Here is a 26050-nt window from a genome sequence, read left to right on the forward strand (position 1 = left end):
CGAGCGCATCATTATTTTACGCTTCGTAATTATTCCTTACACAGGTTCAGCATTTCGTCAGATGAATGCAAGCAAACCCATTAATTAAACTTTACAAAAGCGTGCGCAATCACACTCCTGCGACGATTTCGGATTAGCCTCATCCTCTCCACCCTCCCTATCCTCCTGCCCTAATTCTTTTCAGGAGGATGAGCAATGATTTTCGCCTGGGCAGACTGTCGGCACATTGATCCATTTTCTGTTTTTACAGGACATCAACCATGACACAGCCCGATTTCAACCCGACTCAGTTCAACGCTGCCCTGACCCGTCAGTGGCAGCGTTTTGGCCTGCGCAATGCGCAGGAGATGACCCACGCACAATGGTGGCAGGCACTCAGCGGTGCGCTGGCCGATATGCTGGCCGCACAACCCGCTCGCCCGGCCCCGACAGATCTCCGCCATGTTAACTACCTGTCGATGGAGTTTCTGATCGGTCGCCTGACCGGCAACAACCTGCTGAACCTGGGCTGGTATGACGCGGTTAACGACGCGCTGTCGGCCTGGAACATTTCACTGACCGACGTGCTGGAAAACGAAACGGATCCGGCGCTGGGCAACGGCGGCCTCGGTCGTCTGGCCGCCTGCTTCCTGGATTCCATGGCGAATGTGGGGCAGCCTGCGACGGGCTATGGTCTGAACTATCAGTACGGACTGTTCCGCCAGCGCTTTGAACAGGGCGCACAGATTGAAGGCCCGGATGACTGGCAACGCGATTGCTACCCGTGGTTTAACCATAATGCTGCGCTCAACGTCAGCGTTGGACTGGGCGGTAAAGTGTTGACCGCTGCGGGGCAGCAGCAGTGGCAGCCGGCGTTTGAACTGGTTGGTGAAGCCTGGGATCTGCCGGTCGTTGGTTTTGAGAATGGCATCAGTCAGCCACTGCGTTTGTGGCAGGCGAAACATGCGCAGCCGTTTAATCTTAGTCGCTTCAATGACGGTGACTTTCTGCGCGCGGAGCAACAGGGCATTGATGCAGAAAAACTGACCAAAGTGCTCTATCCCAATGACAATCACCAGAACGGTAAAAAGCTGCGTCTGATGCAGCAATATTTCCAGTGCGCCTGCGCGCTGGCTGATATTCTGCGTCGTCATCATCGGGCCGGACGCAGCATCGAAACCCTGGCCGATTACGAAGTGATCCAGCTGAATGACACCCATCCGACGCTGGCAATCCCGGAACTGATGCGTCTGCTGCTGGATGAGCATCAGCTGAGCTGGGATCGCGCGTGGCAGATTACGCAACAGACCTTCGCCTATACCAACCATACCCTGATGCCGGAAGCACTGGAGTGCTGGGATGTCCGGCTGGTGCGCAGCCTGCTGCCGCGCCATATGATGATTATCAACACCCTGAACGCGCAGCTGAAAACAGCTGTCACGGCGCGCTGGCCGGATGATGAAGCAAAATGGGCGAAACTGGCGCTGGTGCATAATAACCAGTTGCGGATGGCTAACCTCTGCGTTACCAGCGGCTTTGCAGTTAACGGCGTGGCGGCGCTGCACTCGAAACTGGTGGTGCAGGATCTCTTCCCGGAATATCACCAGCTGTGGCCGGAGAAATTCCATAACGTGACCAACGGCATCACACCGCGCCGCTGGATCAATCAGTGCAACCCGGCGCTAAGTGCGCTGATCACCCGAACGCTCAACAAGCCGTGGCTGAACGATCTTGATGCCCTGCAGGGACTGGAAGCCTTTGCGGATGACGCCGCCTTCCGCGCGGAATATCGCGCCATCAAGCAGCAGAATAAGCAGGCGCTGGTCGGCTGGATCAAAAACCGTACCGATATCGAAATCGACCCCACTGCGCTGTTTGATGTGCAGATCAAACGCCTGCATGAGTACAAACGTCAGCATCTGAGCCTGCTGCACATCATTGCGCTGTGGCAGACGCTGGTCACCGATCCGCAGGCAAACCGTGCGCCGCGTGTGGTGCTGTTTGGTGCCAAAGCAGCGCCCGGTTATGCGCTGGCGAAAAACATTATCTACGCCATCAATAAAGTGGCCGGGGTGATCAATCAGGACCCGCGCATCGGCAACCGCCTGAAAGTGGTGTTTATTCCCGATTACAACGTCTCCGTTGCCGAGCGACTGATTCCCGCCGCCGATCTCTCCGAACAGATTTCTACCGCCGGTAAAGAGGCCTCCGGCACCGGTAACATGAAGCTGGCGCTTAACGGAGCGCTGACCATCGGCACACTGGATGGGGCGAACGTTGAGATCGCTGAGCAGGTCGGCAGCGAGAACATTTTTATCTTCGGACATACCGTGGAACAGGTGAAGGCGTTAAAAGCCGATGGCTATGCCCCGGCGCAGTGGCGCAAAAAAGATCCGCAGCTCAATCGGGTTTTACAGGCGCTGGAAGATGGCACCTTCAGCCAGGGTGACCTCCACGCCTTTGACGCGATGCTGCACAGCCTCGGTCCGGAAGGCGGCGATCCTTATCTGGTGCTGGCTGACTTCCAGCCCTATCTGAACGCGCAGGCGCAGGTGGAACTGCTGTGGAGCGATCAGGAGGCCTGGACCCGTGCCACCATCCTCAATACCGCGCGCTGTGGCATGTTCAGCTCCGATCGTGCGATCCGCGATTACCAGCAGCGCATCTGGCAAGCGAAACGCTAAGGAACGCGATGAAAGTTTTGGACGATTTTTCGCTGGCAGGCATCGCCGCAGAGTATATCAATGCGCACGGTAAGCCGCAGGCGATCCCGACCCTGACCCGCCAGCGTTTGCTGGCGGTGATGCAGCCTCCCCATCCGCTGAACACGCCGCTGCCGCCAGGAGTCATTTTTCGCAGCGGCGACCTGCTGAGTCTGTCGCCACAGCTGAGCGACAATGCCCACTGGCATCTTACCAGCGAGGCGGGTGAGATCAGCTCAGGTCGCTGCCAGCCCGCCCAGCCGCTGCATCTGCCGCCGCTGCCCGAAGGCTATCACCAGCTGACGCTGCAGCAGGGCGCACAGCAGTGGTCGTGCCGGGTGATTATTGCGCCGGCCCGCTGTTATGAACCCCCTGCACTGCTGGCGGGTGAGTCGTTGTGGGGAGCCTGCGTGCAGCTCTATACCCTGCGATCGGCGGAAAACTGGGGCATTGGCGACTTTGGCGATCTGCGCAGGATGCTGCCAGAGGTGTCCGCACGCGGCGGCGCGTTTATCGGTCTTAATCCTGTCCATGCGCTCTTTCCTTCCTGCCCCGAGAGCGCAAGCCCTTACAGCCCGTCGTCCCGACGCTGGCTCAATGTACTCTACATCGATGTAGGCGCGGTCACTGACTTCCGGCAGAGCGCCACCGCGCAGGAATGGTGGCAGTTGCCGGAGACGCAGCAGGCGCTGGAGCAGGCTCGCGCGGCCGAATGGGTCGATTATGCGGCGGTAACCCGGCTGAAGATTCAGGCACTGAGCCTGGCGTGGTCGCAGTTCACCCAGCGTGACGCCGCCGATTCAGAGGTACAGGCGTTTAATGTGTTTATCCGGGAGGGTGGCGAAAGCCTGCAGCATCAGGCGCTGTTTGATGCGCTGCACGCCGACCAGATGGCACAGGATAGCGGGCGCTGGGGCTGGCCAGTCTGGCCGGAGGCGTTGCAGAATCCCGGCACCCCGGCTGTGCAGGCATTTTTGAAACAACATCAGGATCAGGTGCGCTTCTGGCTCTGGCTGCAGTGGCTGGCCGCGAAGCAGTTTGCCGACTGCTGGGACATCTGCCAGCAGCAGCAGATGCCGATTGGCCTTTACCGCGATCTGGCGGTGGGTGTTGCGCAGGGTGGCGCAGAGACCTGGAGCGAGCGCGATCTCTACTGCATGGAGGCCAGCATCGGTGCGCCACCCGATATTCTTGGTCCGCGCGGCCAGGACTGGGGGTTGCCGCCCATGGATCCGCAGGTGATGCGGCAGCGCGCCTGGGAGCCGTGGATCGCCCTGCTGCGCGCCAGTATGCGCCACTGCGGCGCGCTGCGTATTGACCATGTGATGGCGCTGATGCGGCTGTGGTGGATTCCGGCCGGTGATAGCGCGATGCACGGTGCCTATGTGCACTATCCCATCGACGATCTGCTGGCGATTCTGGCGCTGGAAAGTCAGCGTCACCGCTGCATGGTAATTGGCGAAGATCTCGGCACCGTGCCGGAGGCGATTGTCGATAAGCTGAGGGACGGCGGGGTCTACTCCTATAAGGTGCTCTATTTTGAGCAGGAGTCAGCCCATGGTTTTCGTCCGCCCGCCGAATGGCCACGGCAGGCAATGGCGGTGGCGACCACTCACGATCTTCCGACGCTGCGTGGCTGGTGGCAGAGCGATGATTTGACCACCGGCGCACAACTCGGCCTCTATCCCGACAAGGTGATGCTGGCCGGGCTATATCAGGATCGGCTGCGGGCGAAGCAGGCACTGCTGCAGAGTCTGCATCGCGTTGGTGCCCTGCCGAAACGTGCCGGACGCGATGCACGTCGCACCGGCATGAGCAAGGCATTAAACCGGGCGATGCAGCACTATCTGGCTGACAGTCACAGCGCCCTGTTGGGACTGCAACCAGAGGACTGGCTGGATATGGCGGCGCCGGTCAATATACCGGGCACCCGCGATGAATATCCGAACTGGCGACGCAAACTGAGCGTACCGCTGGAAACGTTGTTCAGCGATCCTGCCACTGACACGCTGCTGCGTGATCTGACGGCACGACGTAAGCGGCTACTGCGCGACTGAAAGTTAACGCGCGACGCAGACTCGTGACTGACGCAGCCTGTTTTACATAATTTTCAGTTATTACAGCGTGCGGGCCGGCAACGGCTCGCACGCTGCTACTGTAATCAGCGCCTCTCAACAGTGATAAGATCACCCTGAGCACGAGCATCTGAAAAACACACCGGATGCTGTTCAGGATTTAATCAACTTAAGAATTTGTATTCGCCCAATCCTGAGATTGCTTTAACAGCAATGCCCAGTCGTCAGGTGGATAGCCGTTATGCAACATTCCTGAAAATACTTTATAGGCGTCACGCTTACTGCCATAAGCACGTTTGGTTTCAGCGTCATTCATCCATGCAAGGATGATGGTTTTATGTTGCTCACTGAATCTAAAGAACAAACGATACTGCATCAAAAACTTTGCACGGAACCAATGCTTATTTTGTTCTCCCAGCGTATCGCCCTGGCGAAACTTTGCCTGATGTGGATCGGTGCAAATCTCACTATTGATAACTTTAAACACAGCGGCTAAAAGCTTAGTCGTCGCTTTTCGCTGGTAACTTTCAGGATATTTAGCCCTGAGTAACTCCACTTCATTGGTCAGCGCAATCAGCTGCGATTCAAAACAGGGATGAACATAAACGTGCCATCCATTTATAACCGTGCTGTCTTCCATACTTAATTACTCATCGTCCATGAGTGGAGCATCCAAATCAACGTCCATACCTTCGGTCAACGATGTAATGCGAGTTAATAATCCTCGATCCAGCGTTTTAATATTTGCAGGCGTGTTGCGTATGTCAGCAGCAAGAAAACTCAGAAAGCTCGCCATCACTGGATCATCATCAGTCACCGTTTCCTGACGGGCAATAAGGACTTTGCCGCCCGGCAGAACAGCGTATTCGATATTCTCACCAGGTTGCAGATTCATCGCATCACGAACTGCGGCAGGGATAGTGGTCTGGCTGCGGGCTGTCAGTTTTGATGAAGCACGCAGAGAGATGTTTGCATGAGTCAGAGTTCCCATTGCGGATTCTCACTAGAAGAAACAAGATAGCGCAACAGTAATGCAAGTGCATTGGCAATGCAAATGCATTGTTCGCGATAAGAGCGAATGTTTTGTTACTAAGTCTTCATTAAAAGCTTCTGATTACGCTTTTCCGTATCGACTGAAAAATTGGCACCCTGTTTTATTTCCTGCCAGACATCAAACTCTTCGCGACTGATAAGCACAGCAGCAGAGCCGCCCCGGCGGGTGATAATCACAGGCTCACGCGCCATCACGATATCCATGATTTCAGCAAGATATTTTCGGGCCTGTGTTGTCGTGTAACTTCGCATTTAGCCTCCAGAAAAGTCATCCTTGAAACAGCTTAGTTAGCCTATATTCATCAAACGCTATTGCCCACAGCATGACTTACGCAATGCGTAAAACCACGCAAAAAAATCATGCAATCAGGATCTCTGCAACAAAAAAAAGGTGCGCCAGAGCGCACCAGATGGAACAACATCAATAGCGTCGGGGCAGCATCACCCCTTGCCTTTAACACTACTGATAAAGGTTTGCCTCGCAGAGGTGGAACCCAGCCGCTCGGCTTCATCCAGCAGTTTCAGCGCCTTGTCGATATTGCCGCTGTTCACCGCCTCGGTGATCTTCTGATTAAAGTAACGCTCGGTGTCGCTCATGATCGGTTCCGCGCGGGCTTTGGGCGCGGGCGCTGCGGCGGGTGCCGGTGCTGCGCTGTACGCTGCCGCAGGTGCGGTATTGCCGACGGTCACCGCGCTCGGGCCGGATGAACCAAACAGCGGCCCGACCAGAATGGATGAGCCGGAGCTGGTCTGCATCTTCAGCTTGATCGTGCCTTCCCGGCTGTGGCGGGCGACGGGATCGGGGATATCCGGTACCGCATGACCGGTGCCCTGGGCGTAGGCCTTGGCCGGGTCGAGCAGCGTGGTGGTTTGCGTCAGATCGCTGTCGGTGGTGAACACCAGCAGGTAGATTTTTTGCTGACCCAGCGCCGGGGTTAGCTTCATCACCCCTTCCAGTCGATCTGCCGCCATCACGCCCGGCTTCTGATAGGTAAAGTAGCGGCTGGGGAACCAGGCCGCGGGACGCAGGTTTTCATCCAGCACCAGCACGTTCGGCGCGAAAACCTGACCGTTCGCCACTTCACTGCTCAGCGTCAGCGTCAGTTCGCCGATATTGGCGGGCAGACTGTAGGCCGCGACCGACCCGGCAATGTGTGGCGCGTTCAGCGTCTGGCCGCTGTTCGAAAGTGTCGTGGTCTGGGTCTGAGAGGCCGCCAGCGGTTGCCAGCTCAGACGTTGTAGCGATTCAGGTGCCACGACGGGTGCAGCGGAGAGATCCTGTGGCACCAGATTAACATCGGCCAGGGCAGGCAGAGTGTGCCCTGTCAGCAGCGCCGCACTCAGACAGAGTGCAGCCAGTTTTTTCATTTTCATTATGCGTACCTTATTACAGGTCGCGATGTGAACCAGGCAATGGCACACCACGACCAAAGAGATCCCTCAGGCGCGACGCCGCGCCTGTCAGAAAAGGGTTACCACCAGATTTCCATCTGCGCGCCGAAGGTGACTTCGTCGTTGTTGCCACGGCTGTTAGTCAGGATGCCGTTGCCGCTGGTGTCCGCAGAGGCGAAGGTGGTGAGATCGCCTGAGTTATCTTTGTTGTAACCCCACTTTTCATCCCATTTGGCGTAGGTCGCGAACAGACGCAGTGCCGGACGAGACCAGATGCTGTCGCCCGCCTGCCACTGCTGCGCCAGCGTCACTTTGTACTGGCCGTTGCGCTCGTTAGCCTGCTGCGATTTGACGTTGTCGTAGCCCAGTTCCAGCAACGTGCTCATAATCGGCGTCCATTTGTACATCGGGCGCACACCCACGGTGTACCACTCGGTGCCGCGGTTGTTGTCCAGATCGATGTTCTGATACATGGCGACGTACATCAGGTCCCAGCGTTCCGCCAGCGAGATCGCGCCGTGATCGAGAATACGATACATGTCACCATTGTTATTCAGACTGGTACCCTGCGGCACGCCTTTGCCCTGCGAGGTCAGCGCATCAGTGGCGTACTGCAGCACGAACTTGTTGTAACCCTTCAGCATGCTCTGGGTATGTTCAGCCGTGAACATCCAGCCATCTTTCGACGCGCCATCCTCCAGACGGTAGTCGTCACGGACATTGGCACGACCGTAATCGACACCCAGTTCCAGCACGCCATCCGTATTAGTTTCCAGACCGGCCAGACGCACATCAAACACGTCGTTGGCAGTGCTGGTGGCGAAGTCACGGATACGATCGCTGGAGAAGGTATAAGAGCCGCCGGCTTCAGACGAACGGGTTGCCGCGAAAGAGAGCTTACCAAAGCCCAAATCGACATCTTCCAGACCCGCGCCCGGACCGGAGATATCCCAGTAGTAGAAGTCGATCATATGAACGTCGTGACGCTGATAGAACCGCTTACCGGCCCAGATGGTTGAACCTGGCAGCGCATCAATCAGGTTTTTACCTTTGACGTTGGCTTCGCGGAAAGCGGGGGATGTCGCTTCCCAGTCATTCTGCTGTGCCACGGAGTAAGCCACGTTGGTGTCGAAATAGAAGCTTTTGTCGCCCTCTTTCCACACTTCCTGGCCTAATTTCAGTTCGGCGTAGGTTTCACACTCGTTACCCAGACGGTACTTACTTTGAGCGCCGGTCGCCTGAAAACATTGCTGCTCGCCACCGCTGCCGGTCCAGCCAATGCCGGAACGGGCGTAACCGGTAAAATCAACCGCCATCGTCGGGGCGGAGAGGGTGCCCACCGCGACGGCAACGGCAATGGGAAGTTTGCGCAGAGTTAACATTTTCTATCTCCTGAGGTCATTGCTTTTATTGTTTTTGGCAGGGCTATACACCCGGCTCCTGATACAGCCTGCGGCACGCGCTCCCGTCCTCGCGGAACAGGTGACAACGCTCGGGCGGCAGGCCAATACCGAGGATGGCGCCCTCTTTTACCAGCACGACGTCCTCCTGGCGGTAGACCAGGTTCTGACGGATAGCGGGAATCTCGATGTGAATCTGTGTTTCATGCCCCAGCTGTTCCACCACCTGCACTTCCCCTTCCAGGGTGACGTCGGCGATATCGCTGGAGAGCAGATGTTCCGGGCGAATACCCAGTGACATATTGCTGCCGACCTGGACGCCAGCACTGTCCACCGGCAGCCAGACCAGCTGCTGATTCGGCAGCCGCACCTGGACCTGATCAATGGCGGTGGCGGTCACTTTGACCGGCAGGAAATTCATTTTGGGTGAGCCAATAAACCCGGCGACAAAGCGGTTGGCGGGATAGTGATATAACTCAAGCGGCCTGCCGACCTGCGCAATGCGCCCGGCATCCAGCACCACGATCTTGTCTGCCAGCGTCATCGCTTCGATCTGATCGTGGGTGACGTAAATCATGGTGCGCTTCAGGCGCTTATGCAGACGGGAGATCTCAATGCGCATCTGGACGCGCAGCGCCGCGTCGAGGTTCGACAGCGGTTCATCCAGCAGAAAGACGCGCGGCTCCGCCACCAGCGTGCGGCCAATCGCCACGCGCTGACGCTGACCGCCAGAGAGGGCTTTAGGCCGGCGATCGAGCAGGTGCGCCAGTTGCAGAATCTCTGCCACCTGATTGACGCGCTGATGGATCTCCGCTTTTTTCACCCCGGCCAGCTTCAGGCCAAACGACATATTCTCCGCCACCGACAGGTGGGGATAGAGCGCATAAGACTGAAACACCATGCCGATGCCACGTTCGGCGGGCGGCACCTCATTCATGCGCCGGTCGCCGATCAACAGTTCGCCGCTGGTGATGGTTTCCAGTCCGGCAATCATGCGCAGCAGCGTCGATTTGCCACAGCCCGACGGGCCGACGAAAACAACAAATTCCCCTTCACGAATAGTGAGATCAATATCTTTCGACACCACCGTATCGCCCCAGGCTTTTGTGACATTGCGTAGCACAACGCTCGCCATGATCCCTTCCCTCTTAGCTGCACATTCGTGTCTGCCGGGCGGCAGACGGGTTCCGGGGCTCACTATGCGAGAGGAAACAGGGAGTAACATCCTCCGCCGCGACGCAATCTGATGGGGGAGGAGGCGGGAGGAGGAGAAATGCGGGCTGACTCGGCAGGCCGCGCGCTGCTGCGCTTTTTTGTGATCGCTGACGCAGACCTGCAGGATTTTTTACCGCTTCAGCACGCGCTTAAGGCGCTTTTTGCACGTGCGATCACAGCGATTACGCCAGGGGCGTAGAGCGCAGGAGGATGAGATGGCGGTGTGGATCCGCACAATGATGCCGACAGAGCATTCACCACTTCCGCTAACAGGATGGATTTATGACGATGAAAACCGGAGCACGAATTCTGGCCCTTTCTGCCCTCTCTGCTGTGCTCTTTTCAGCAAGCGCGATGGCAAAAATCGAGGAAGGTAAACTGGTCATCTGGATCAACGGTGACAAGGGGTATAACGGCCTTGCCGAAGTGGGTAAGAAATTTGAGCAGGAGACCGGTATCAAAGTCACGGTCGAACATCCTGACAAAATGGAAGAGAAGTATCCGCAGGTCGCGGCGACCGGCGATGGCCCGGACATTATCTTCTGGGCGCATGACCGTTTTGGCGGCTACGCGCAGTCGGGCCTGCTGGCTGAGGTGACACCGGATGCCAGCTTCCGCGAAAAAATCTTCCCTTTCACCTGGGACGCGGTGCGCTTTGACGGCAAGCTGATCGGCTATCCGATTTCAGTGGAGTCGCTGTCACTGATCTACAACAAAAAGCTGCTGCCAACTCCGCCAAAAACCTGGGAAGAGATGGCCGCGCTCGACAAGCAACTGCGCGCCAAAGGCAAAAGTGCCATGATGTTTAACCTGCAGGAGCCTTACTTCACCTGGCCGTTGCTGGCCGCTGGCGGAGCTTACGCCTTTAAGCTGAGCGATGGGCACTATGATGTGAAGGATGTCGGCGTCGATAACGCCGGGGCGAAAGCGGGCATGCAGTTCCTGGTCGATCAGGTCAAAGCCAAAACGCTGAATGCGGATACCGATTACTCCATTGCCGAAGCCGCCTTCAACAAAGGTGAGACTGCCATGACCATCAATGGTCCGTGGGCATGGGGCAATCTGGATAAGAGCGGCATCGACTATGGCGTCACAGAATTGCCTGCCTTGAAGGGAAAACCGTCTAAAGCCTTTGTCGGCGTACTGAGCGCCGGGATCAATGCCGCCAGTCCAAACAAGGAACTGGCGAAGGAATTCCTGGAGAACTATCTGCTGACCGATTCCGGACTGGAAACGGTCAACAAAGACAAGCCGCTGGGTGCCGTGGCGCTGAAATCTTATCAGCAGACGCTGGAGAAAGATCCACGTATCGCCGCCACCATGAGCAACGCGAAACAGGGCGACATCATGCCGAACATCCCGCAGATGGCGGCCTTCTGGTACGCGATGCGCACAGCGACCCTGAATGCGCTGGGCGGTCGTCAGAGCGTTGACGCCGCACTAAAAGATGCCCAGGCCCGTCTGAAGAAGTAATTCTCCCTTTTGCAGCCGGGGCAACCCGGCTTGAGTGATCGTTAAGGAAAACCGCATCATGTCAGGAAAACCGAAAACGCGCAGTCTGCTGCTGAAAAGCGTTCTCATCGCGCTCTGCTGTCTGCTGGTCGGCTATCTGCTGGTGCTGATGTACGCGCAGGGCGAATATCTTTTTGCGCTGCTGACGCTGATCCTCAGCGCGACCGGACTGTGGATTTTTGCCAACCGTCGCGCCTATGCGTGGCGCTATGTCTATCCTGGTGTCGCCGGAATGGCGCTGTTTGTGTTGTTCCCCCTCGCCTGCACTATCGCCATCGCTTTTACCAACTACAGCAGCAGTAACCAGCTTACCTTTGAGCGGGCGCAGCAGGTGCTGCTGGGCCGCACGTTCCAGTCGGGTGAGGCGGTGAATTTTTCACTCTTCCCGGCGGGTGATCGCTGGCAGCTGGTGCTGAACGATGGCAAAGATAATTTTGTCTCCCCTCCCTTTACATTTGGCGCAGATCAGACGCTGAAAATGGCTCCCGCGGCACTCCCTGCAGCCGAACGTGCCACCTTCAGGGTGATCACCACCCACCGTCAGGCGCTGAGCCAGATCCGCGCCGAGCTGCCGGATGGCCGTCAGCTGCGGATGAGTTCGCTGCGTCAGTACTCTGGTACCCAGCCGCTTTATCGGGTTGGCGCGCAGGATGAGCTGATTAATCAGCAGAGCGGCACGCATTACCGCGCCAATCCGCAGACCGGTTTTTATCAGGCCATCAACGCAGACGATAACTGGGGCAACGAAACCCTGAGTCCCGGCTTTACCGTGAATACCGGCTGGAAAAACTTCGTACGGGTCTTTACCGATGAAGGGATTCAGAAGCCGTTCCTGGCGATATTTGGCTGGACGCTGCTCTTCTCGCTGATCACAGTGGTGCTGACCGTGGCTGTGGGCATGGTGCTGGCCTGTCTGGTGCAGTGGGAAGCGCTGCGCGGCAAAGCGGTCTATCGGGTGATGCTGATTCTTCCCTATGCCGTGCCGGCCTTTATCTCGATCCTGATTTTCAAGGGGCTGTTTAACCAGAGCTTTGGCGAGATCAACGTGATGCTGAGCGCGCTGTTTGGTGTAAAACCCGCCTGGTTCAGCGATCCGACGCTGGCACGCACCATGCTGATTATCGTCAACACCTGGCTCGGCTATCCCTACATGATGATCCTCTGCATGGGGCTGCTGAAAGCCATTCCCGACGACCTCTATGAAGCCTCGGCGATGGACGGTGCCGGCCCGCTACAGAACTTCTTCCTGATTACGCTGCCGCTGCTGCTGAAACCGCTGATGCCGCTGATGATTGCCAGCTTTGCCTTTAACTTTAATAACTTTGTGCTGGTGCAGCTGCTGACCAACGGCGGGCCGGATCGCCTGGGCACTACCACACCAGCCGGTTATACCGACCTGCTGGTGAACTACACCTGGCGTATCGCCTTTGAAGGCGGTGGCGGGCAGGACTTTGGTCTGGCGGCCGCCATTGCCACGCTGATCTTCCTGCTGGTGGGTGCGCTGGCGGTGATTAACCTTAAAGCCTCGCGGATGAAATTCGATTAATAGCCTGATGGACCAGGCGCTAAGGAGTTGTTATGGCTATGGTACAACCCAAATCGCAACGGCTGCGTCTGCTGACCACGCATCTGCTGCTGCTGTTATTTATTGCCGCGATTCTGTTTCCGCTGCTGATGGTGATCGCGATTTCCCTGCGAGCCGGTAACTTTGCCACCGGCAGCCTGATCCCGGAGCAGATTTCCTGGGAGCACTGGCGGCTGGCGCTGGGCTTTAGCGTTGAACATGCCGACGGACGGGTTACACCGCCGCCCTTCCCGGTGCTGCTGTGGTTATGGAATTCGATCAAGATTGCGGCAATCAGCGCGCTGGGCATCGTGGCGCTCTCCACCACCTGCGCCTATGCGTTTGCCCGTATGCGCTTTACCGGTCGCGCCAGCCTGCTGAAAGGGATGCTGATTTTCCAGATGTTCCCGGCGGTGCTGTCGCTGGTAGCGCTCTATGCGCTGTTTGATCGTCTCGGCCAGTATCTGCCCTTTATCGGGCTGAATACCCACGGTGGAGTGATCTTCGCCTATCTGGGCGGCATTGCGCTACACGTCTGGACGATTAAGGGCTATTTCGAAACCATCGATGGGTCACTGGAAGAGGCCGCCGCGCTGGATGGCGCAACGCCGTGGCAAGCGTTCCGGCTGGTGCTGCTGCCGTTGTCGGTGCCGATTCTGGCGGTGGTGTTTATTCTGGCGTTTATCGCTGCAGTAACTGAAGTGCCGGTGGCCTCGCTGCTGCTGCGCGACGTCAACAGCTATACCCTGGCGGTGGGGATGCAGCAGTACCTCAATCCGCAGAACTACCTGTGGGGGGATTTTGCCGCGGCGGCGGTGCTCTCCGCGATTCCGATCACCCTGGTTTTCCTGCTGGCACAGCGCTGGCTGGTCAGCGGATTAACCGCGGGCGGGGTGAAAGGCTAGACGATCATCATTGTACGTTGCCACTGCTTACACAACGCCTGTTGTGGTTGAATGATTCGGCGGCCTGCGGGCCGCCTTTTTTATCCTAATCCGCTTCTGACGCCAGACTGCCCGCCACTAGCGCCATCACCATAGCCGCTATCGCCTGCTGACCTTCAGGCTTGCTGATATCGCCGCGTGCCACCGCGCCTGCGATGGCATCCGCGCCCCCCAGCAGCCCCCACATGCCGGCTTCCGCAATACCGCTGCTGCCAGCAAAAGGCGCAAGCCAGCGCTGACAGCGGGCAATAAAATCGAGCTGATAGTGGCGTTTGACGGCGGCCAGTTCCGGTGAGGTACTGAGCGCGGACAGCAGTTCGGGTATTTCGCGCCCCTCCGTCATCACACAATCGACATAACAGGCCGCGAGCACGTCCGCTTTTTCTGGTAATTGCATCGGCGCGGCATCCATCGCCGCATTCATCCGCTCGCTCTGGCGGCGATCAAAATCGTCATACAACGCCGCCAGCAGCCCATGACGGGTAGTGAAATGGTCATACACCACCGGTTTACTGACGCCTGCCGCGTCGCCGACCCGCGCCAGCGTCAGCGCCTCGCTGCCTTCCGTCTGCATTATCTGCCACGCGACGTCTGACAACTGCCTGCGTCGGGCCTCACGTGACAGACGCTTACGGGGTGTTTTTTCTACGGTCATGTTTTTCCTGATGGGCGAACAGACGCTGGCCCAGAGCCTGCGCCAGCTGATAGTGCGACTCAGGATAACCTTCATCGCCGATCAGTAACAGCTCACTGGTCACCACCGGCGCACCGCAGTAGTCAAAGATGCCGTTTTCAATCTGATTACGCATGCTGGTGAAATAGCCGCGCCGCACAAAGGTTCGGGTGTCCGCCGCGCCAATGGCCAGCAGATGCACAGGCAGATGGCCAAGGCGTTTAATTACCCGGCCATCCTGTTCGCTGAAGGCCCAGTCCTGGATAAACACCCGGTCGATCCAGCCTTTGAGCTGTGCCGGGAATGACCACCAGTAAATCGGATAGACCAGTACCAGCGCATCGGCGCGGTCCAGTCGCTGCTGTTCCGCCAGCACTTCGGGCGATGCCATAGCCTGACCGTTGAAACGTCGATGATCATCGAGCGTGAAGCGTGGATCAAACCCTTCTGCCGCCAGATCCGCCTTTTCAACCGTGTGGTGCCCTGTCGAGATTATGCCCTGCGCCAGCTGGTCCGCCACGTGGTGGGAATGCGCATCCTGATTAGGATGGGAAGTCACTATGAGTGCATGCATCGTTGTCACCTTACCTGATTAGCCATTAAGCTACTAAAGGTAAGTTACTATTGGTAGGTTATCAAGCGGCAACGTCTGTTCTTCTGACTCACCGCATTTACGGTTTAAACGCGGCCGTCGCCAGCAGAGCCTTCTCCAGTTGATGAGGGTCAAACGTAAAGGGAAGATGCGCCAGGCTGGCGGCGGGAAAGTGGATTTGCTGCGCGATTTGATGCACGGTGTCGGCGTCGATAGCCGCAGGTAGCGTCAGGGGCGAGTGGAAACGGCGCAGCAGCGACAGCAGTTCCGGCTCGACCTGTTTGCCCTGCTGTTCAATCCAGGACTGGATCAGCAGGCTGAAACCGACCTTTTCGCCGTGCAGCCAGTGATGCAGTTCTGGCTGGTGCGTCAGACGGTCGTGGATAACATGGGCAAAGCCGGGCGTCGCCATTGCGTCCTGAATACTGTTCGCCAGCCCTGCCAGTACAATATTGGCTTCAATCACCTTCTCCAGCGCCGGGGTGACCTGTTGCGCTAGGTTATCGGCCACCGCCGTTTCACCCCACTGTCTCAGCACCGTCACCGCCTGCCAGGCGGCGGCGACTTTAAGATCCAGCGCCATCCGGTGCGGCGTCTGTCGCTGATAAGGTTCAAACTCAAACCATTTCGCCAGCGCGTCCACAATACCGGATCGCAGGTAGCGGACGTCGCTATGGGCAATCACTTCACTGTCCACCAGAATCCATTCCGGCATGGCGTTAAGTGGCTGACTGCGAAGATGCCCGCCCTGCTTGTTATAAATAATTGCCAGCGGAGACCAGGCTGCGCAGGTGGCAGCCAGCGTAGCGAAGTTGACCAGCCGCACATCCGGCAGGGCATCATTGACCGCTTTGGCACAGTCCAGCACCCGCCCGCCCCCGACGGCCAGAATCAGGGTGGCTCCGTGCGTCTGCACCCGCTGTTGCAGTGAAGCTATCGCCGCATCGGTGCATTCACCGGTCAGCATGTCGAGCTGCCAGCGAATGCCTGCCTGTTCCAGGCTGATGGTCAGTGCCGGATTCACCGCCTGCCAGGCGTGCGGCGAGGTGAGGATATGTATATGCGAGGTCAGCGGCCGGATAATCTCACCCACTTCAGACCGGAGTCCTGGCCGTTGCAGATAGCCTTTTGGCGACATTACACGAAACATCGCTGCCCCTTAACGCCGATAAGCCAGCGAACGCACCAGGCGGTCACCGAGTTTCTGAATCAGCATCACCAGCGCCAGCAGCACCACAATGGTGGCCGCCATGATCTGGTTATCGAAGCGCTGATAGCCGTAGCGAATCGCCAGATCGCCTAGTCCGCCGCCGCCGACCACACCCGCCATCGCCGAGAAGCCAATCAGCATCACAATAGTCAGGGTAATGCCCGCCACCAGCGCAGGGAGTGCTTCCGGCAGCAATACGCGGCTGACGATATGCCACAACGTGCCGCCCATTGAGACTACCGCCTCAATGCGGCCGCGATCGACCTCATCCAGCGCGTTCTCCACGATGCGGGCAAAAAAGGGAAAGGCGCCCAGCGTAATCGGGACAATCGCGGCGGTACTGCCGAGCGTGGTGCCGACCAGCAGGCGGGTAAAAGGGATCAGTGCGATTAGCAGCACCACAAACGGCAGCGCGCGCCCAGTATTGACCAGCGCATTGAGCAGTAGTGAAATCGCGCGGTTAGGCAGAATGCCCTGGGGACGGGTCAGGAACAGCAGCACGCCCACCGGTAAACCTATCGCTACCGTAAAGAGTGCCGCCAGCAGCACCATATATAACGTTTCGCCTGTGGCGTTCAACAGCAGTTCCTGAAACCGATCGCTACTCATGCTACGCATCGGGTTAATGCCTCTCGCTGATATTTTTCAATAAACGCCCGGTCCGCTTCGCCATCCTTCAGCAGCATTTTGCGCAGGCGTCCCTCTTCGCGTCCCATAATCTGGCTCAGCGTTCCGCTCTCGACCAGCTGGCCATTCTCCAGCAGCGCCGCACCGTCACAGATACGCTTTACTACCGCCATTTCATGGGTAATCAACACAACTGTGATATTGAGCTGCTGCTGAATATCGGCCAGCAGATCGAGAATCGAGGTGGTGGTTTCGGGGTCCAGCGCGCTGGTCGCCTCATCGCACAGCAGATAACGCGGTCGGGCGGCCAGCGCGCGGGCAATGCCGACGCGCTGTTTCTGTCCACCTGAGAGCTGCGACGGCCAGGCGGCCGCAAAGGACTCCAGCCCCACCAGTTTCAGCAGCGAGGTGACCCGCTGGCGGCGCGCCGCCTTAGGCACACCCGCAATCTCCAGCGCCAGATCGACATTGTCCTGCACGTTACGGGAATGCAGCAGATTGAAGTGCTGGAAGATCATCCCCATCTGCTGGCGCTGCTGACGCAGCTGCGCCAGGCTCAATGTGGCGAGATCCTGACCATCTATCTCAATCCGCCCGCTGGAAGGACTCTCCAGCCGGTTCAGGCAGCGCAGCAGCGTACTTTTGCCCGCCCCGCTCCGGCCCAGGATACCAAAGATGGTGCCCTCTTCGATGGTCAGAGAGATATCGTCTAACGCTGGCGCAGGTGCGCCAGCGTAGTGTTTGCTGAGATGACTGAGCTTAATCATGCTGCTGGTCCGCAACCGGAATCACAGAGCCCTGATAGGTTTTACGGATGAACTCTGCCACCTGCGGCGAGCGCAGATCTTTCGCCAGCTGAATCACTCGCGGATCTTTCGCCAGTTCAGGCGTGGTCACCAGCAGGTTGGCGTAAGGGTTATGCGCCGCGGACTCCAGCCCCAGCGCATCTTTTGCCGGATTCAGACCCGCTTCCAGGGCATAGTTGCCGTTGATAATGGCGGCATCAACGTCATCCAGTGACCGTGGCAGCTGCGGTGATTCGATCTCAACAATTTTAATTTTCTTCGGGTTTTCACTGATATCTTTCGGCGTCACCAGCGTCGAACCCGCCTCGCCCTGCGCGTTAAGTTTAATCACCCCTTTGTCCTGCAACAGCCAGAGTGCGCGGCTCAGGTTGGTGGTGTTGTTCGGCACGGCAATGCTTGCGCCCTCTGGCAACGCTGCCAGCGATTTCACCTTACGCGAGTAGATCCCCAGCGGCTCAATATGCACACTGGCGACCACGGCAAAGGTTTTTCCCAGCGCTTTCTCCTGATCTTTTAAATAAGGCAGATGCTGGAAGTAGTTGGCATCGACATCCCCGGATGCCAGCAGTTCATTGGCATTCACGCCCCCGCTCAGCTCAACAATTTTGATATCCAGTTTCGGATCCAGAGTTTTGACATACTCAAGGATTTCCGCATGCGGCAGCGGATCGGCCGCCACGCGCAGCGGTGCCGCCTGTAAACTTTGAGCAATCAGCAGTGAAAGACCAGCCAGAACCAGAAAGCGCTTTTTAATCATCATCATTTATCTCTTATCGTTATCAGTCGTAGTTTTTAGTGGGTGTTGTGTTCGGGATAGAAACGCTGGGCAACTTCCGGATGCGAACGCAGCCGGCCTTTAAGGTAATTCCAGCCAACTTCTCGCAGGAGCGGGTTAAGCGGATCGCTGCTCGGTCCCTGCGCCAGCTCAGCCAGCTGCGGGGGAAGCTGATAGATTGGCACGACGGCGTCGAGCTGTGCGCCAAGGAAGAAGGCGATGGATAAGCGCTCATTGTTCTGCTGCGGCGACACCACGCGGTGTACCGTCGCGCGCAGATAGCCGTTGGTCGCCAGCTCCAGCAGTTCGCCAATGTTGACCACAAACGCGCCCGGCAAAGGTGAGGCATCAATCCAGTTGCCCGGCGTCACTTCAACCTGCAAGCCCGGCTGGTCGTCCTGTAATAACATGGTCAGGAAACCCGAATCCTTGTGTGCACCTACACCCTGGCGTGATTCACCCTCGGTGCGGCCCGGATAGCGGATCAGTTTGATGTGTTCGTTGGGATAGTCGCCGTAAAGGTTATCGAAGGCGTTACGTGGCAGGTTCAGCGCTTCGGCAAAGGCGCGCAGCAGCTCCAGCGCCACGGCAGTCATCTGCTGCTGCCAGCGGGTCACCACCGTCTGCAATTCAGGCAAGGCTTCAGGCCACTGGTTCGGCCCCTGCATGCGTTGCCAGGTCGGGGAATCGGCGGTGACGGGCAGCGCTTCGCGCTCTGCGCCAATATCGAACTGCTCACGATAATCGGGCTGGCTGCGGGTGATTTCCACGCCCGCCAGGTTGTAACCACGAAAATGCGGTGAGTTGGCCATCGCGACCGCCGTTTTGTCCGCCTGCGGCAGAGCAAAAAACGTCCGTGCGACCCGCTGAACCTCATCCAGTAATTCACGGTCGATACCGTGATTAATTAAGTAGAAGAAACCGACATCACGCGCGGCCTGGCTTAATTTTTCCAGAACCTGTCGCTGCTGCTGTTGATGACCTGACAATAATGCGAAATCAATGACCGGCAATTCTGATGGGGTTAACGCACTCATGATTAACACTCTGTTGGCATAGAATCGTTTTACCTTGCCATTTCAGTTATGCGTTAACTACCAACTAATCCTGCTATGGATATGCGGCGGATGGGAATATCCCACCGCCCCTTAAGTCCCCGCCCGCAGATTACTCTGTGGTCGGGATCACAAATTCCGGTGGCGACCACGCTGTGATTTCAGGCAGGGTCTCGTGGTAAAGCGCAATCTCTACAAAACAGGTCTGCGCGCTGCACCCCTGGCCCAGTCGTGAACTGCCGCGATCCTGGGTCAGCACATTAGGGTTGCCATGTTTATCCAGCGGCTTGCCCTCCTGCTGTTCCAGCGGGTCATACCAGGCCCCGGTCGACATCTGCACCACCCCCGGCAGGATATCCTGTGTCAGATGAACGCCCGCCAGCAGCGCGCCGCGTCCGTTAAACACTTTCACGATGCTGTTCTCCTCAATGCCACGCGCAGCCGCATCCTCAGGGTGCATCCAGAGCGGCTCGCGCCCGGCAATTTTGGTGGCCCGGCTGACCCGGCCATGATCGTACTGGCTGTGCAGCCGGGTTCGCGGCTGGCTGGAGAGCAGATGCAACGGCCACTGCTGCTTCTCCTGCTGCTGAGCCTGATATTCCGGCGGATACCAGAAGGCAAAGCCGGGCGCTTCTTCATAGCCAAAGTCAGCCACCCGCTGCGAAAAGAGTTCGATTTTTCCCGATACCGTGCTGAGCGGGGCCGACTCCGGGTTATCGCGAAACGCTTTAAGGAGGATCTGTGGTGTGTCAGGCGCGGGATATTCCACCACGCCCTGTGACCAGAAGGCCTCAAAGGGCGGCAGTTCGATGCCCTGCGCCGCTGCGCGTGGCCGGGAGTCTGCGTAAATGGCTTCAAGCCACTGGCGCTCACCGCGTCCCTGAGTAAAGGCATCAGCAAAACCGAGCCGCTGCGCCAGCTCAGCAAAGATGGCGTAATCCGATTTTGCCGCCCCAAACGGCGGCAGATGCTGCGGCATGGCAATAATAAAGCCGTCGTTGCTGGCGCTGCCGATATCCTCGCGCTCCAGCGAAGTGGTGGCGGGCAGGACGATATCGGCAAATCTGGCCTGCGCCGTCCAGAACTGCTCATGCACAATCACGGTGTCCGGCTGCTGCCATGCGCGTATCAGCTTGTTGATATCCTGATGATGATGGAAGACGTTGCCGCCAGCCCAGTAGACCAGCCGGATGTCGGGATAGGTTCGCTGCTGGCCGTCAAACGCGTAGAGACCGCCGGGATTAAGCAGCATGTCAGCGATACGTGCCACCGGTATAGTCTGCTGTACGGCATTATGGCCGGCAGGCAGCCGGGGGCCAGAGAACTGTCGCCGGGCGGCACCCGCCAGATTGGTTGAGGCGTAACCAAACCCCAGCCCGCCGCCGGGCGTGCCAATCTGCCCCAGTAGCGCAGTGGTGGCGACAGTGGCCCAGAACGCCTGCTCGCCCTGCCGCGCACGCTGCACTGACCAGGCAATATTGACCATCGTTTTGTGAGCCGCCATCTGCCGTGCTAATCCGCGAATCTGATCGGCTGCCAGCCCGGTTAGTGACGCAGCCCATTCGGGCGTTTTGGCGATGCCATCGTGTTCACCCAACAGATACGCCGCATAGATATCGAAGCCTACGGTGTAGCGCGCCACAAAGGCCGCGTCATACAGGGATTCCGCAATCAATACCTGCCCGATGGCCAGTAGTAACGCCGTATCGGAGCCGGGCTTTATCGCCAGCCACTCCGCATCGGCCACCCCGGCGAGATCGTTTCTGACCGGACTGATGTTAATAAAGCGGGTGCCATTCTGCCGCAGTGTGGTCAGCCAGTGAGCCAGCGCATGATCGTTAGCCCCACCGCCATTGACCTGCGCATTGCGCAGCGGCAATCCGCCAATCGCCACAAACAGCTCACAATGCTCCGCCAGTACCGGCCAGTGAGTATGGTGACGTTGTAACTCATCCAGATTACCGATGATGTGCGGCAGCGTGCGTTCACCGGCCGCAATGCTGTAGGTATTGGTGCTGGCGGTGTAGCCGCCGTAGTGGTTAAAGAAGCGGTGCAGCTGGCTCTGGGCATGATGAAATCGTCCGGCGCTGGACCAGCCATATGAACCGGCATAGATCGCTTCATTGCCGTGCCCGGTTTTCACCCGCGCCAGCTCTTCAGCCACCAGTTGCAGCGCCACTTCCCAGCTCACCTCGACAAACGGCTCTTTACCGCGTCCGCTGCGTGAAGCGCTTCTGTTCTGCAGATAGCCGAGCCTGACAGCCGGATTTCTGACCCGGGTTTCACTCTGCACCGCGCCCGGCAGCGACTGACCGATAGCGGACGGATTACGGTCCCACGCCACCGGCCTGACCGACGTCAGCGTGTCACCGTCGGTGGTGACGTGATAGGTGCCCCAGTGCATTACCGCTAAATCATTCTTCTTCATGGTTTACTCGCGTCGGATACGACGTGAAATACGCGTACCCAGGGTTTGCAGAAGCTGGACAATCACAATGAGAACCAGCGCAGTGGAAATCGTGGCAAAGGCGTCAAAGCGCTGATAACCGTAAGTAATGGCGAGGTCGCCAATGCCGCCGCCACCCACCGTGCCCGCCATCGCCGTGGCGCCCAGCAGTCCGATGGTGGCAGTGGTCAGGGCCAGCACCAGCGAGGAAGCCGCTTCCGGCAGCATGAAATACCAGATGGTCTGCAGCGTAGTAGCCCCCATCGCGTTGGCTGACTCCAGAATGCCTTCGTCGACCTCCAGCAACGCGCTTTCCACCAGCCGCGAGATATAAGGCGCAATAAAGATCACCAGCGGTACAATGGCCCCCGCCGTGCCAATCGTGGTGTTCACCAGCAGGCGCGTCAGCGGCAGGATAGTAATCAGCAGAATAATGAACGGCAGCGAACGGATGATATTCACGACAGGGTTCAATAGCTGATGCACCAGACGCTGGGGCTGTATCCCGCCCGGACGGCAGACCACCAGAATAATGCCAAGCGGCAGCCCCAGCAGCGAACCAAAGCCCAGCGACAGCCCCACCATAATCAGCGTGTCCTGCATCGCCGTCAGGAACTGATCGCCGGTTACAGCCGTTTCAAAGAGTTCAGACATCACTGATTTTTACTCCGGTCGCGGTGAGAAACTGAATCGCCGCCTCGCGCTGCGCGGGTTCGCCTTTGATCTGCACAATCATGAAACCCAGAATGGTGCGCTGCACCTCCGTCATGCTGGCGAACAGAATATTCACCTCCACCTCATAGTTGCGGATCAGCTGATTGATCACCGGCTGCTGTGCCGTGCTGCCGACAAACTCCAGCCGTAACGCGTCGGCTGCCGGATGCTCGCTGAGCAATTCAAGCGTCTGCTGTGGCAGGCGATCGTGAATGACCGACTGCACAAAGCTGGCGCTCACCGCCTGCTGCGGTTCGGCGAACAGCGTCAGGACATCGCCCTGTTCAACAATGCGCCCGTGGGCCATTACCGCCATCCGGTTGCAGATTTTCTGCACCACTGACATCTCGTGGGTGATCAGCACAATGGTGATGCCATAACGCTGATTGATTTCCTGCAACAGCAGCAGAATCTGTACCGTGGTCTGGGGATCCAGCGCCGACGTCGCCTCATCGCACAGCAGAATGGCAGGGTTGGTCGCCAGCGCACGGGCAATCCCGACGCGCTGTTTCTGACCGCCAGAGAGTTCGTCCGGGTAGCTGTGGGCTTTGTCGCTGAAGTTCACAAACGCCAGCAGTTCCGCCACGCGGGTGGCAATAAAATCTTTACTCCGCCCCTGCAATATCAGCGGGATGGCCACGTTGTGAAATACGGTGCGGGCATTGAGCAGATTAAAGTGCTGAAAGATCATCCCAATCTGCTTTTTGACTTCAATTAACCGCTTTTTGCTGATCCCCTGTAACGCTTCACCCTGCACCTCTACCGTGCCGGTCGTCGGCGTTTCCAGATGATTAATCAGGCGCAGCAGCGTGCTTTTTCCGGCACCACTGGTGCCGATAACGCCAAAAATATCGCCCTGGTTGATGCGCAGATTAATATCCTGCAGCGCCTGCACTTCTGTCCCATTACGTGCAAAGGTTTTGCTGGCCTGGTGAAACGCGATAGCCGCCTGACTCATTTGAAATAGTCTGGCAACAGATAGCCCGCATATTGCGCATTACCGGTGATATACGCTTTGAATTCCGGCGAGTGATAGCCGGCAATAATGTCACGGGCAAAATGAGCCTGCTTATTTTTACCCGCTACCGTTACTACGTTAATAAACTGGCTGGTTGGTGCCTCCAGTTTCAGCGCGGAATTGAGTTTCAGGCCACTGGAGACCGCGAAGTTACCCTGAATGACACCATAATCCACATCAGGCAGTGCGCGCACCTGCTGGGCGTTATCCATCTCTTTCAGCACGATTTTGTAGGGGTTCTCCGTAATGTTTTTCTGCGAGAAGGTTGCGGCGTCGCTCTCAGGGCTGATTTTCAGCCAGCCGATACTCTGAAGTAGCAGCGCCGCACGATACTCATTGGAGGGCTGGTTCGGCACAGAGACCGTGCTGCCTGGCGTAGGCTGCGTGAGCGTTTTTGCGCGTTCAGAATAGAGTCCCATTGGCGGGGTCGGCACCTGCACAATACCGACGTTATCGATGCCAAGCCGATCGTTAACCGACTTCAGATAGACCGGATGCTGCATGATATTGGCGTCAATCGTGCCGCGATGCACAGCATCATTAACCTGTATGCCATCGCTGAAATCTTTATATTCCAGCGTATAGCCCTGCTTAATTAACAGAGGTGCCACGCCTTTTTCAAACTGCTCTTTATAGGGACCCGGATTAAAACCAATGCGTATTTTTTTCTGGTCTGCGGCTTGCGCAGCAGAGATAAAAATTGAAACAGCCGTCAGTGAAAAAATAATTCCCCGTGATGTAATGCGCATAGTACTTCCTGATTCATTATTGTGAGAGCAATCGATTTAATCACAGCCCTTACAATCAGGAACAGGCAAAACCGATCCCGACTTTGGCTTATTTATGCTAACGATAGCCACAGTCTGAATATCCAGATAGCGGCAATCTTCAGCGTTATTTCTGCTAAAGAAATGAAACGCGGCTGTGTCATTCTTTTCCGCTTCACACTCTTTATTGCGGGACGGTTATGGCGGAGTTTGCAGCTTCAGATTTGGTCGCAGGGCTGGAAGAGAATCTTTTCAGCTTACTCGAGAAGCAGGCAGCAGAACTGGATGCATCGCAGTTACCGCTTATCGATCTCTCATCGGGCAGCCCACGTCAGCCTACGCCGCCTGCGGTCATCGCCTCCTTTCAGGCTGCGGCGGCGCAGCCTGAAAACCATGAGTATCCCTCCTTCTGGGGAAAGCCCGCCCTGCGTCAGGCTATCGCTGACTTTTACCAGCGTCACTATGGGGTCACGCTCAATCCCGATACCGAAGTTGCGCTGTTTCAGGGCGCGCACATTGGCGTCAACGGCTTTCCACGCGCCCTGCTCAACCCGGGCCAGGTGTTAATCTCCACCGATCCCTGTTATCCAATCTATCGCTCAGCAGCACGCCAAGCCGGTGCCGATTTTTATGGCATCCCGCTGGAGGCGCGTAACGCTTTCCTGCCCGATTTTACTCAGGTGCCGGATGAGATTACCGCGCGCGCCGGTCTGGTTATGCTCAACTATCCCCATAATCCCACCGGCGCACTGGCGACGCCCGCGCTGTTCGCCGACGCGCTGGCTTTCGCCCGCCAGCACCCTATTCCGCTGATACATGACTTCGCCTACGCTACGCTAGGCAGTGAGCCGGACGAGCAGCCGCTAAGTCTGCTGGCCCAGCCCGATGGCAAAGAGTGGGGGGTGGAAATTTACACCCTGTCGAAAAGCGCGTTGATGGCAGGCTGGCGTGTGGGCTTTGCTGTGGGAAACGCCTCGATTATTACGGCTTTTAAAAAACTGCATACTCACAGCTACAGCACGGTGTCTGGTGCGGTGCAGGATGCCGCCATCACCGCCTTGTCGCTCTCTGCTGAGCAACTTAACCGTCTGGCTGATCCTTATCACCAGCGGCGTCGCGTGGTACTCGCCAGGCTGGCAGCGATGCACTGGCCGGTGCGCGCTCGTCAGGGCACCTTTTTCCTCTGGCTGCCTGCGCCACCCGGTTTTACCGGCGAGGAGTTCGCCAGCCTGTTACTGCGAGAGTGTCATCTGCTGGTGGCACCAGGTCACGGCTTTGGCCCCGCCGGGCGGGATTATATCCGTATCAGCCTGACCGCCAGCACGGAACAGCTGCTGCAGGCGCTGGATCGTATTGACGGCCTGAAGCTGATTAATGAGCGCAGGCGTAGCTGATGAAATCTGAGCCAGACAGCATCTGAGCCATAAACGCGGGATATGACCAAATGTTTATGAGCGTAAGCAGGCATGATTAAGTGCAGTGTGCTAGTTTTGTCAGCAAAGCCAGTTATTTCGGCTGAAAACTTGCAAAA

The 26050-nt window shown here is 57.5% G+C and carries 23 protein-coding genes; 6 read left to right on the forward strand and 17 right to left on the reverse strand.

The genetic code is table 11. The annotated features are described in order from the left end of the window. The first annotated feature begins 260 nt into the window (after window positions 1-260). Window positions 261-2663, forward strand: coding sequence for a maltodextrin phosphorylase (gene malP / locus K6R05_RS21235; RefSeq protein ID WP_222925807.1), 2403 nt, complete (start codon window positions 261-263; stop codon window positions 2661-2663). Window positions 2664-2671: 8 nt separating this feature from the next. Continuing rightward, complete coding sequence (gene malQ / locus K6R05_RS21240) at window positions 2672-4738, forward strand: 4-alpha-glucanotransferase (protein ID WP_222925808.1); 2067 nt, start codon at window positions 2672-2674, stop codon at window positions 4736-4738. A gap of 187 nt (window positions 4739-4925) precedes the next feature. Here malQ and K6R05_RS21245 read toward each other — a convergent pair whose 3' ends face one another. From K6R05_RS21245 to malK, 6 genes are all read right to left on the reverse strand, one after another. After that, window positions 4926-5396, reverse strand: a complete 471-nt coding sequence (locus K6R05_RS21245) for a type II toxin-antitoxin system YhaV family toxin (protein ID WP_222925809.1) — start codon at window positions 5394-5396, stop codon at window positions 4926-4928. A 6-nt stretch (window positions 5397-5402) separates the two neighbouring features. Beyond that, complete coding sequence (locus K6R05_RS21250) at window positions 5403-5747, reverse strand: type II toxin-antitoxin system PrlF family antitoxin (RefSeq protein ID WP_161736173.1); 345 nt, start codon at window positions 5745-5747, stop codon at window positions 5403-5405. Between the two features lie 98 nt (window positions 5748-5845). Then, entirely contained in the window at window positions 5846-6061 is a 216-nt protein-coding gene (locus tag K6R05_RS21255) for a type II toxin-antitoxin system Phd/YefM family antitoxin (RefSeq protein ID WP_222925810.1), read from the reverse strand. Between the two features lie 189 nt (window positions 6062-6250). Next, window positions 6251-7183, reverse strand: coding sequence for a maltose operon protein MalM (gene malM, locus K6R05_RS21260; RefSeq protein ID WP_222925811.1), 933 nt, complete (start codon window positions 7181-7183; stop codon window positions 6251-6253). A 98-nt stretch (window positions 7184-7281) separates the two neighbouring features. After that, the gene (locus K6R05_RS21265) at window positions 7282-8583 is read right to left on the reverse strand and encodes a maltoporin (RefSeq protein ID WP_222925812.1); all 1302 of its coding nucleotides are present in this window, start codon (window positions 8581-8583) and stop codon (window positions 7282-7284) included. A gap of 43 nt (window positions 8584-8626) precedes the next feature. Continuing rightward, complete coding sequence (malK, locus tag K6R05_RS21270; RefSeq protein WP_150015485.1) at window positions 8627-9736, reverse strand: maltose/maltodextrin ABC transporter ATP-binding protein MalK; 1110 nt, start codon at window positions 9734-9736, stop codon at window positions 8627-8629. Between the two features lie 362 nt (window positions 9737-10098). Between malK and malE the strand changes: the two genes are divergently transcribed. Genes malE through malG form a run of 3 tightly spaced genes read left to right on the forward strand, consistent with a single transcriptional unit; the run spans window position 10099 to window position 13797 of the window. Beyond that, window positions 10099-11289: a maltose/maltodextrin ABC transporter substrate-binding protein MalE gene (gene malE / locus K6R05_RS21275; protein WP_161735456.1), complete on the forward strand. Its 1191-nt coding sequence runs from the start codon at window positions 10099-10101 to the stop codon at window positions 11287-11289. Between the two features lie 58 nt (window positions 11290-11347). Next, window positions 11348-12874, forward strand: coding sequence for a maltose ABC transporter permease MalF (gene malF, locus K6R05_RS21280; RefSeq protein WP_222925813.1), 1527 nt, complete (start codon window positions 11348-11350; stop codon window positions 12872-12874). Window positions 12875-12906: 32 nt separating this feature from the next. Further along, window positions 12907-13797, forward strand: coding sequence for a maltose ABC transporter permease MalG (malG, locus tag K6R05_RS21285; protein ID WP_013196178.1), 891 nt, complete (start codon window positions 12907-12909; stop codon window positions 13795-13797). A gap of 85 nt (window positions 13798-13882) precedes the next feature. Here the strand turns inward: malG and K6R05_RS21290 are convergent, their stop codons facing one another. The 11 genes from K6R05_RS21290 to K6R05_RS21340 form a co-directional block, all read right to left on the reverse strand. Next, window positions 13883-14491, reverse strand: a complete 609-nt coding sequence (locus K6R05_RS21290) for a TetR/AcrR family transcriptional regulator (protein ID WP_161735452.1) — start codon at window positions 14489-14491, stop codon at window positions 13883-13885. Further along, window positions 14466-15083: an NAD(P)H-dependent oxidoreductase gene (locus K6R05_RS21295; RefSeq protein ID WP_161735451.1), complete on the reverse strand. Its 618-nt coding sequence runs from the start codon at window positions 15081-15083 to the stop codon at window positions 14466-14468. The genes K6R05_RS21290 and K6R05_RS21295 overlap by 26 nt, the downstream gene beginning before the upstream one ends. A 97-nt stretch (window positions 15084-15180) precedes the next feature. After that, window positions 15181-16251, reverse strand: coding sequence for an iron-containing alcohol dehydrogenase family protein (locus K6R05_RS21300; protein ID WP_161735449.1), 1071 nt, complete (start codon window positions 16249-16251; stop codon window positions 15181-15183). A gap of 9 nt (window positions 16252-16260) precedes the next feature. Then, entirely contained in the window at window positions 16261-16929 is a 669-nt protein-coding gene (locus K6R05_RS21305; protein WP_013196174.1) for a methionine ABC transporter permease, read from the reverse strand. Then, on the reverse strand, window positions 16917-17705 hold the full coding sequence (locus tag K6R05_RS21310) for a methionine ABC transporter ATP-binding protein (protein ID WP_161735445.1): 789 nt from the start codon (window positions 17703-17705) through the stop codon (window positions 16917-16919). The genes K6R05_RS21305 and K6R05_RS21310 overlap by 13 nt, the downstream gene beginning before the upstream one ends. Continuing rightward, the gene (locus tag K6R05_RS21315; protein WP_033785173.1) at window positions 17698-18501 is read right to left on the reverse strand and encodes a MetQ/NlpA family ABC transporter substrate-binding protein; all 804 of its coding nucleotides are present in this window, start codon (window positions 18499-18501) and stop codon (window positions 17698-17700) included. The genes K6R05_RS21310 and K6R05_RS21315 overlap by 8 nt, the downstream gene beginning before the upstream one ends. 35 nt (window positions 18502-18536) lie before the next feature. Next, window positions 18537-19556: an isopenicillin N synthase family dioxygenase gene (locus K6R05_RS21320; RefSeq protein ID WP_161735443.1), complete on the reverse strand. Its 1020-nt coding sequence runs from the start codon at window positions 19554-19556 to the stop codon at window positions 18537-18539. Window positions 19557-19686: 130 nt separating this feature from the next. Beyond that, window positions 19687-22002, reverse strand: coding sequence for a molybdopterin-dependent oxidoreductase (locus K6R05_RS21325; RefSeq protein ID WP_222925814.1), 2316 nt, complete (start codon window positions 22000-22002; stop codon window positions 19687-19689). Window positions 22003-22005: 3 nt separating this feature from the next. Then, window positions 22006-22674: a methionine ABC transporter permease gene (locus K6R05_RS21330; protein ID WP_222925815.1), complete on the reverse strand. Its 669-nt coding sequence runs from the start codon at window positions 22672-22674 to the stop codon at window positions 22006-22008. Next, entirely contained in the window at window positions 22667-23692 is a 1026-nt protein-coding gene (locus K6R05_RS21335) for a methionine ABC transporter ATP-binding protein (RefSeq protein ID WP_222925816.1), read from the reverse strand. The genes K6R05_RS21330 and K6R05_RS21335 overlap by 8 nt, the downstream gene beginning before the upstream one ends. Next, on the reverse strand, window positions 23689-24501 hold the full coding sequence (locus K6R05_RS21340; RefSeq protein WP_222925817.1) for a MetQ/NlpA family ABC transporter substrate-binding protein: 813 nt from the start codon (window positions 24499-24501) through the stop codon (window positions 23689-23691). Before K6R05_RS21340 ends, K6R05_RS21335 begins: the two co-directional genes overlap by 4 nt. Window positions 24502-24719: 218 nt before the next feature. On the opposite strand from K6R05_RS21340, the gene K6R05_RS21345 reads away from it, so the two are divergent. Further along, window positions 24720-25913, forward strand: coding sequence for an aminotransferase class I/II-fold pyridoxal phosphate-dependent enzyme (locus K6R05_RS21345; protein WP_222925818.1), 1194 nt, complete (start codon window positions 24720-24722; stop codon window positions 25911-25913). The last annotated feature ends 137 nt before the right edge of the window (window positions 25914-26050 follow it).

The organism is Pantoea alfalfae (assembly GCF_019880205.1).
Taxonomy (GTDB): domain Bacteria; phylum Pseudomonadota; class Gammaproteobacteria; order Enterobacterales; family Enterobacteriaceae; genus Pantoea; species Pantoea alfalfae.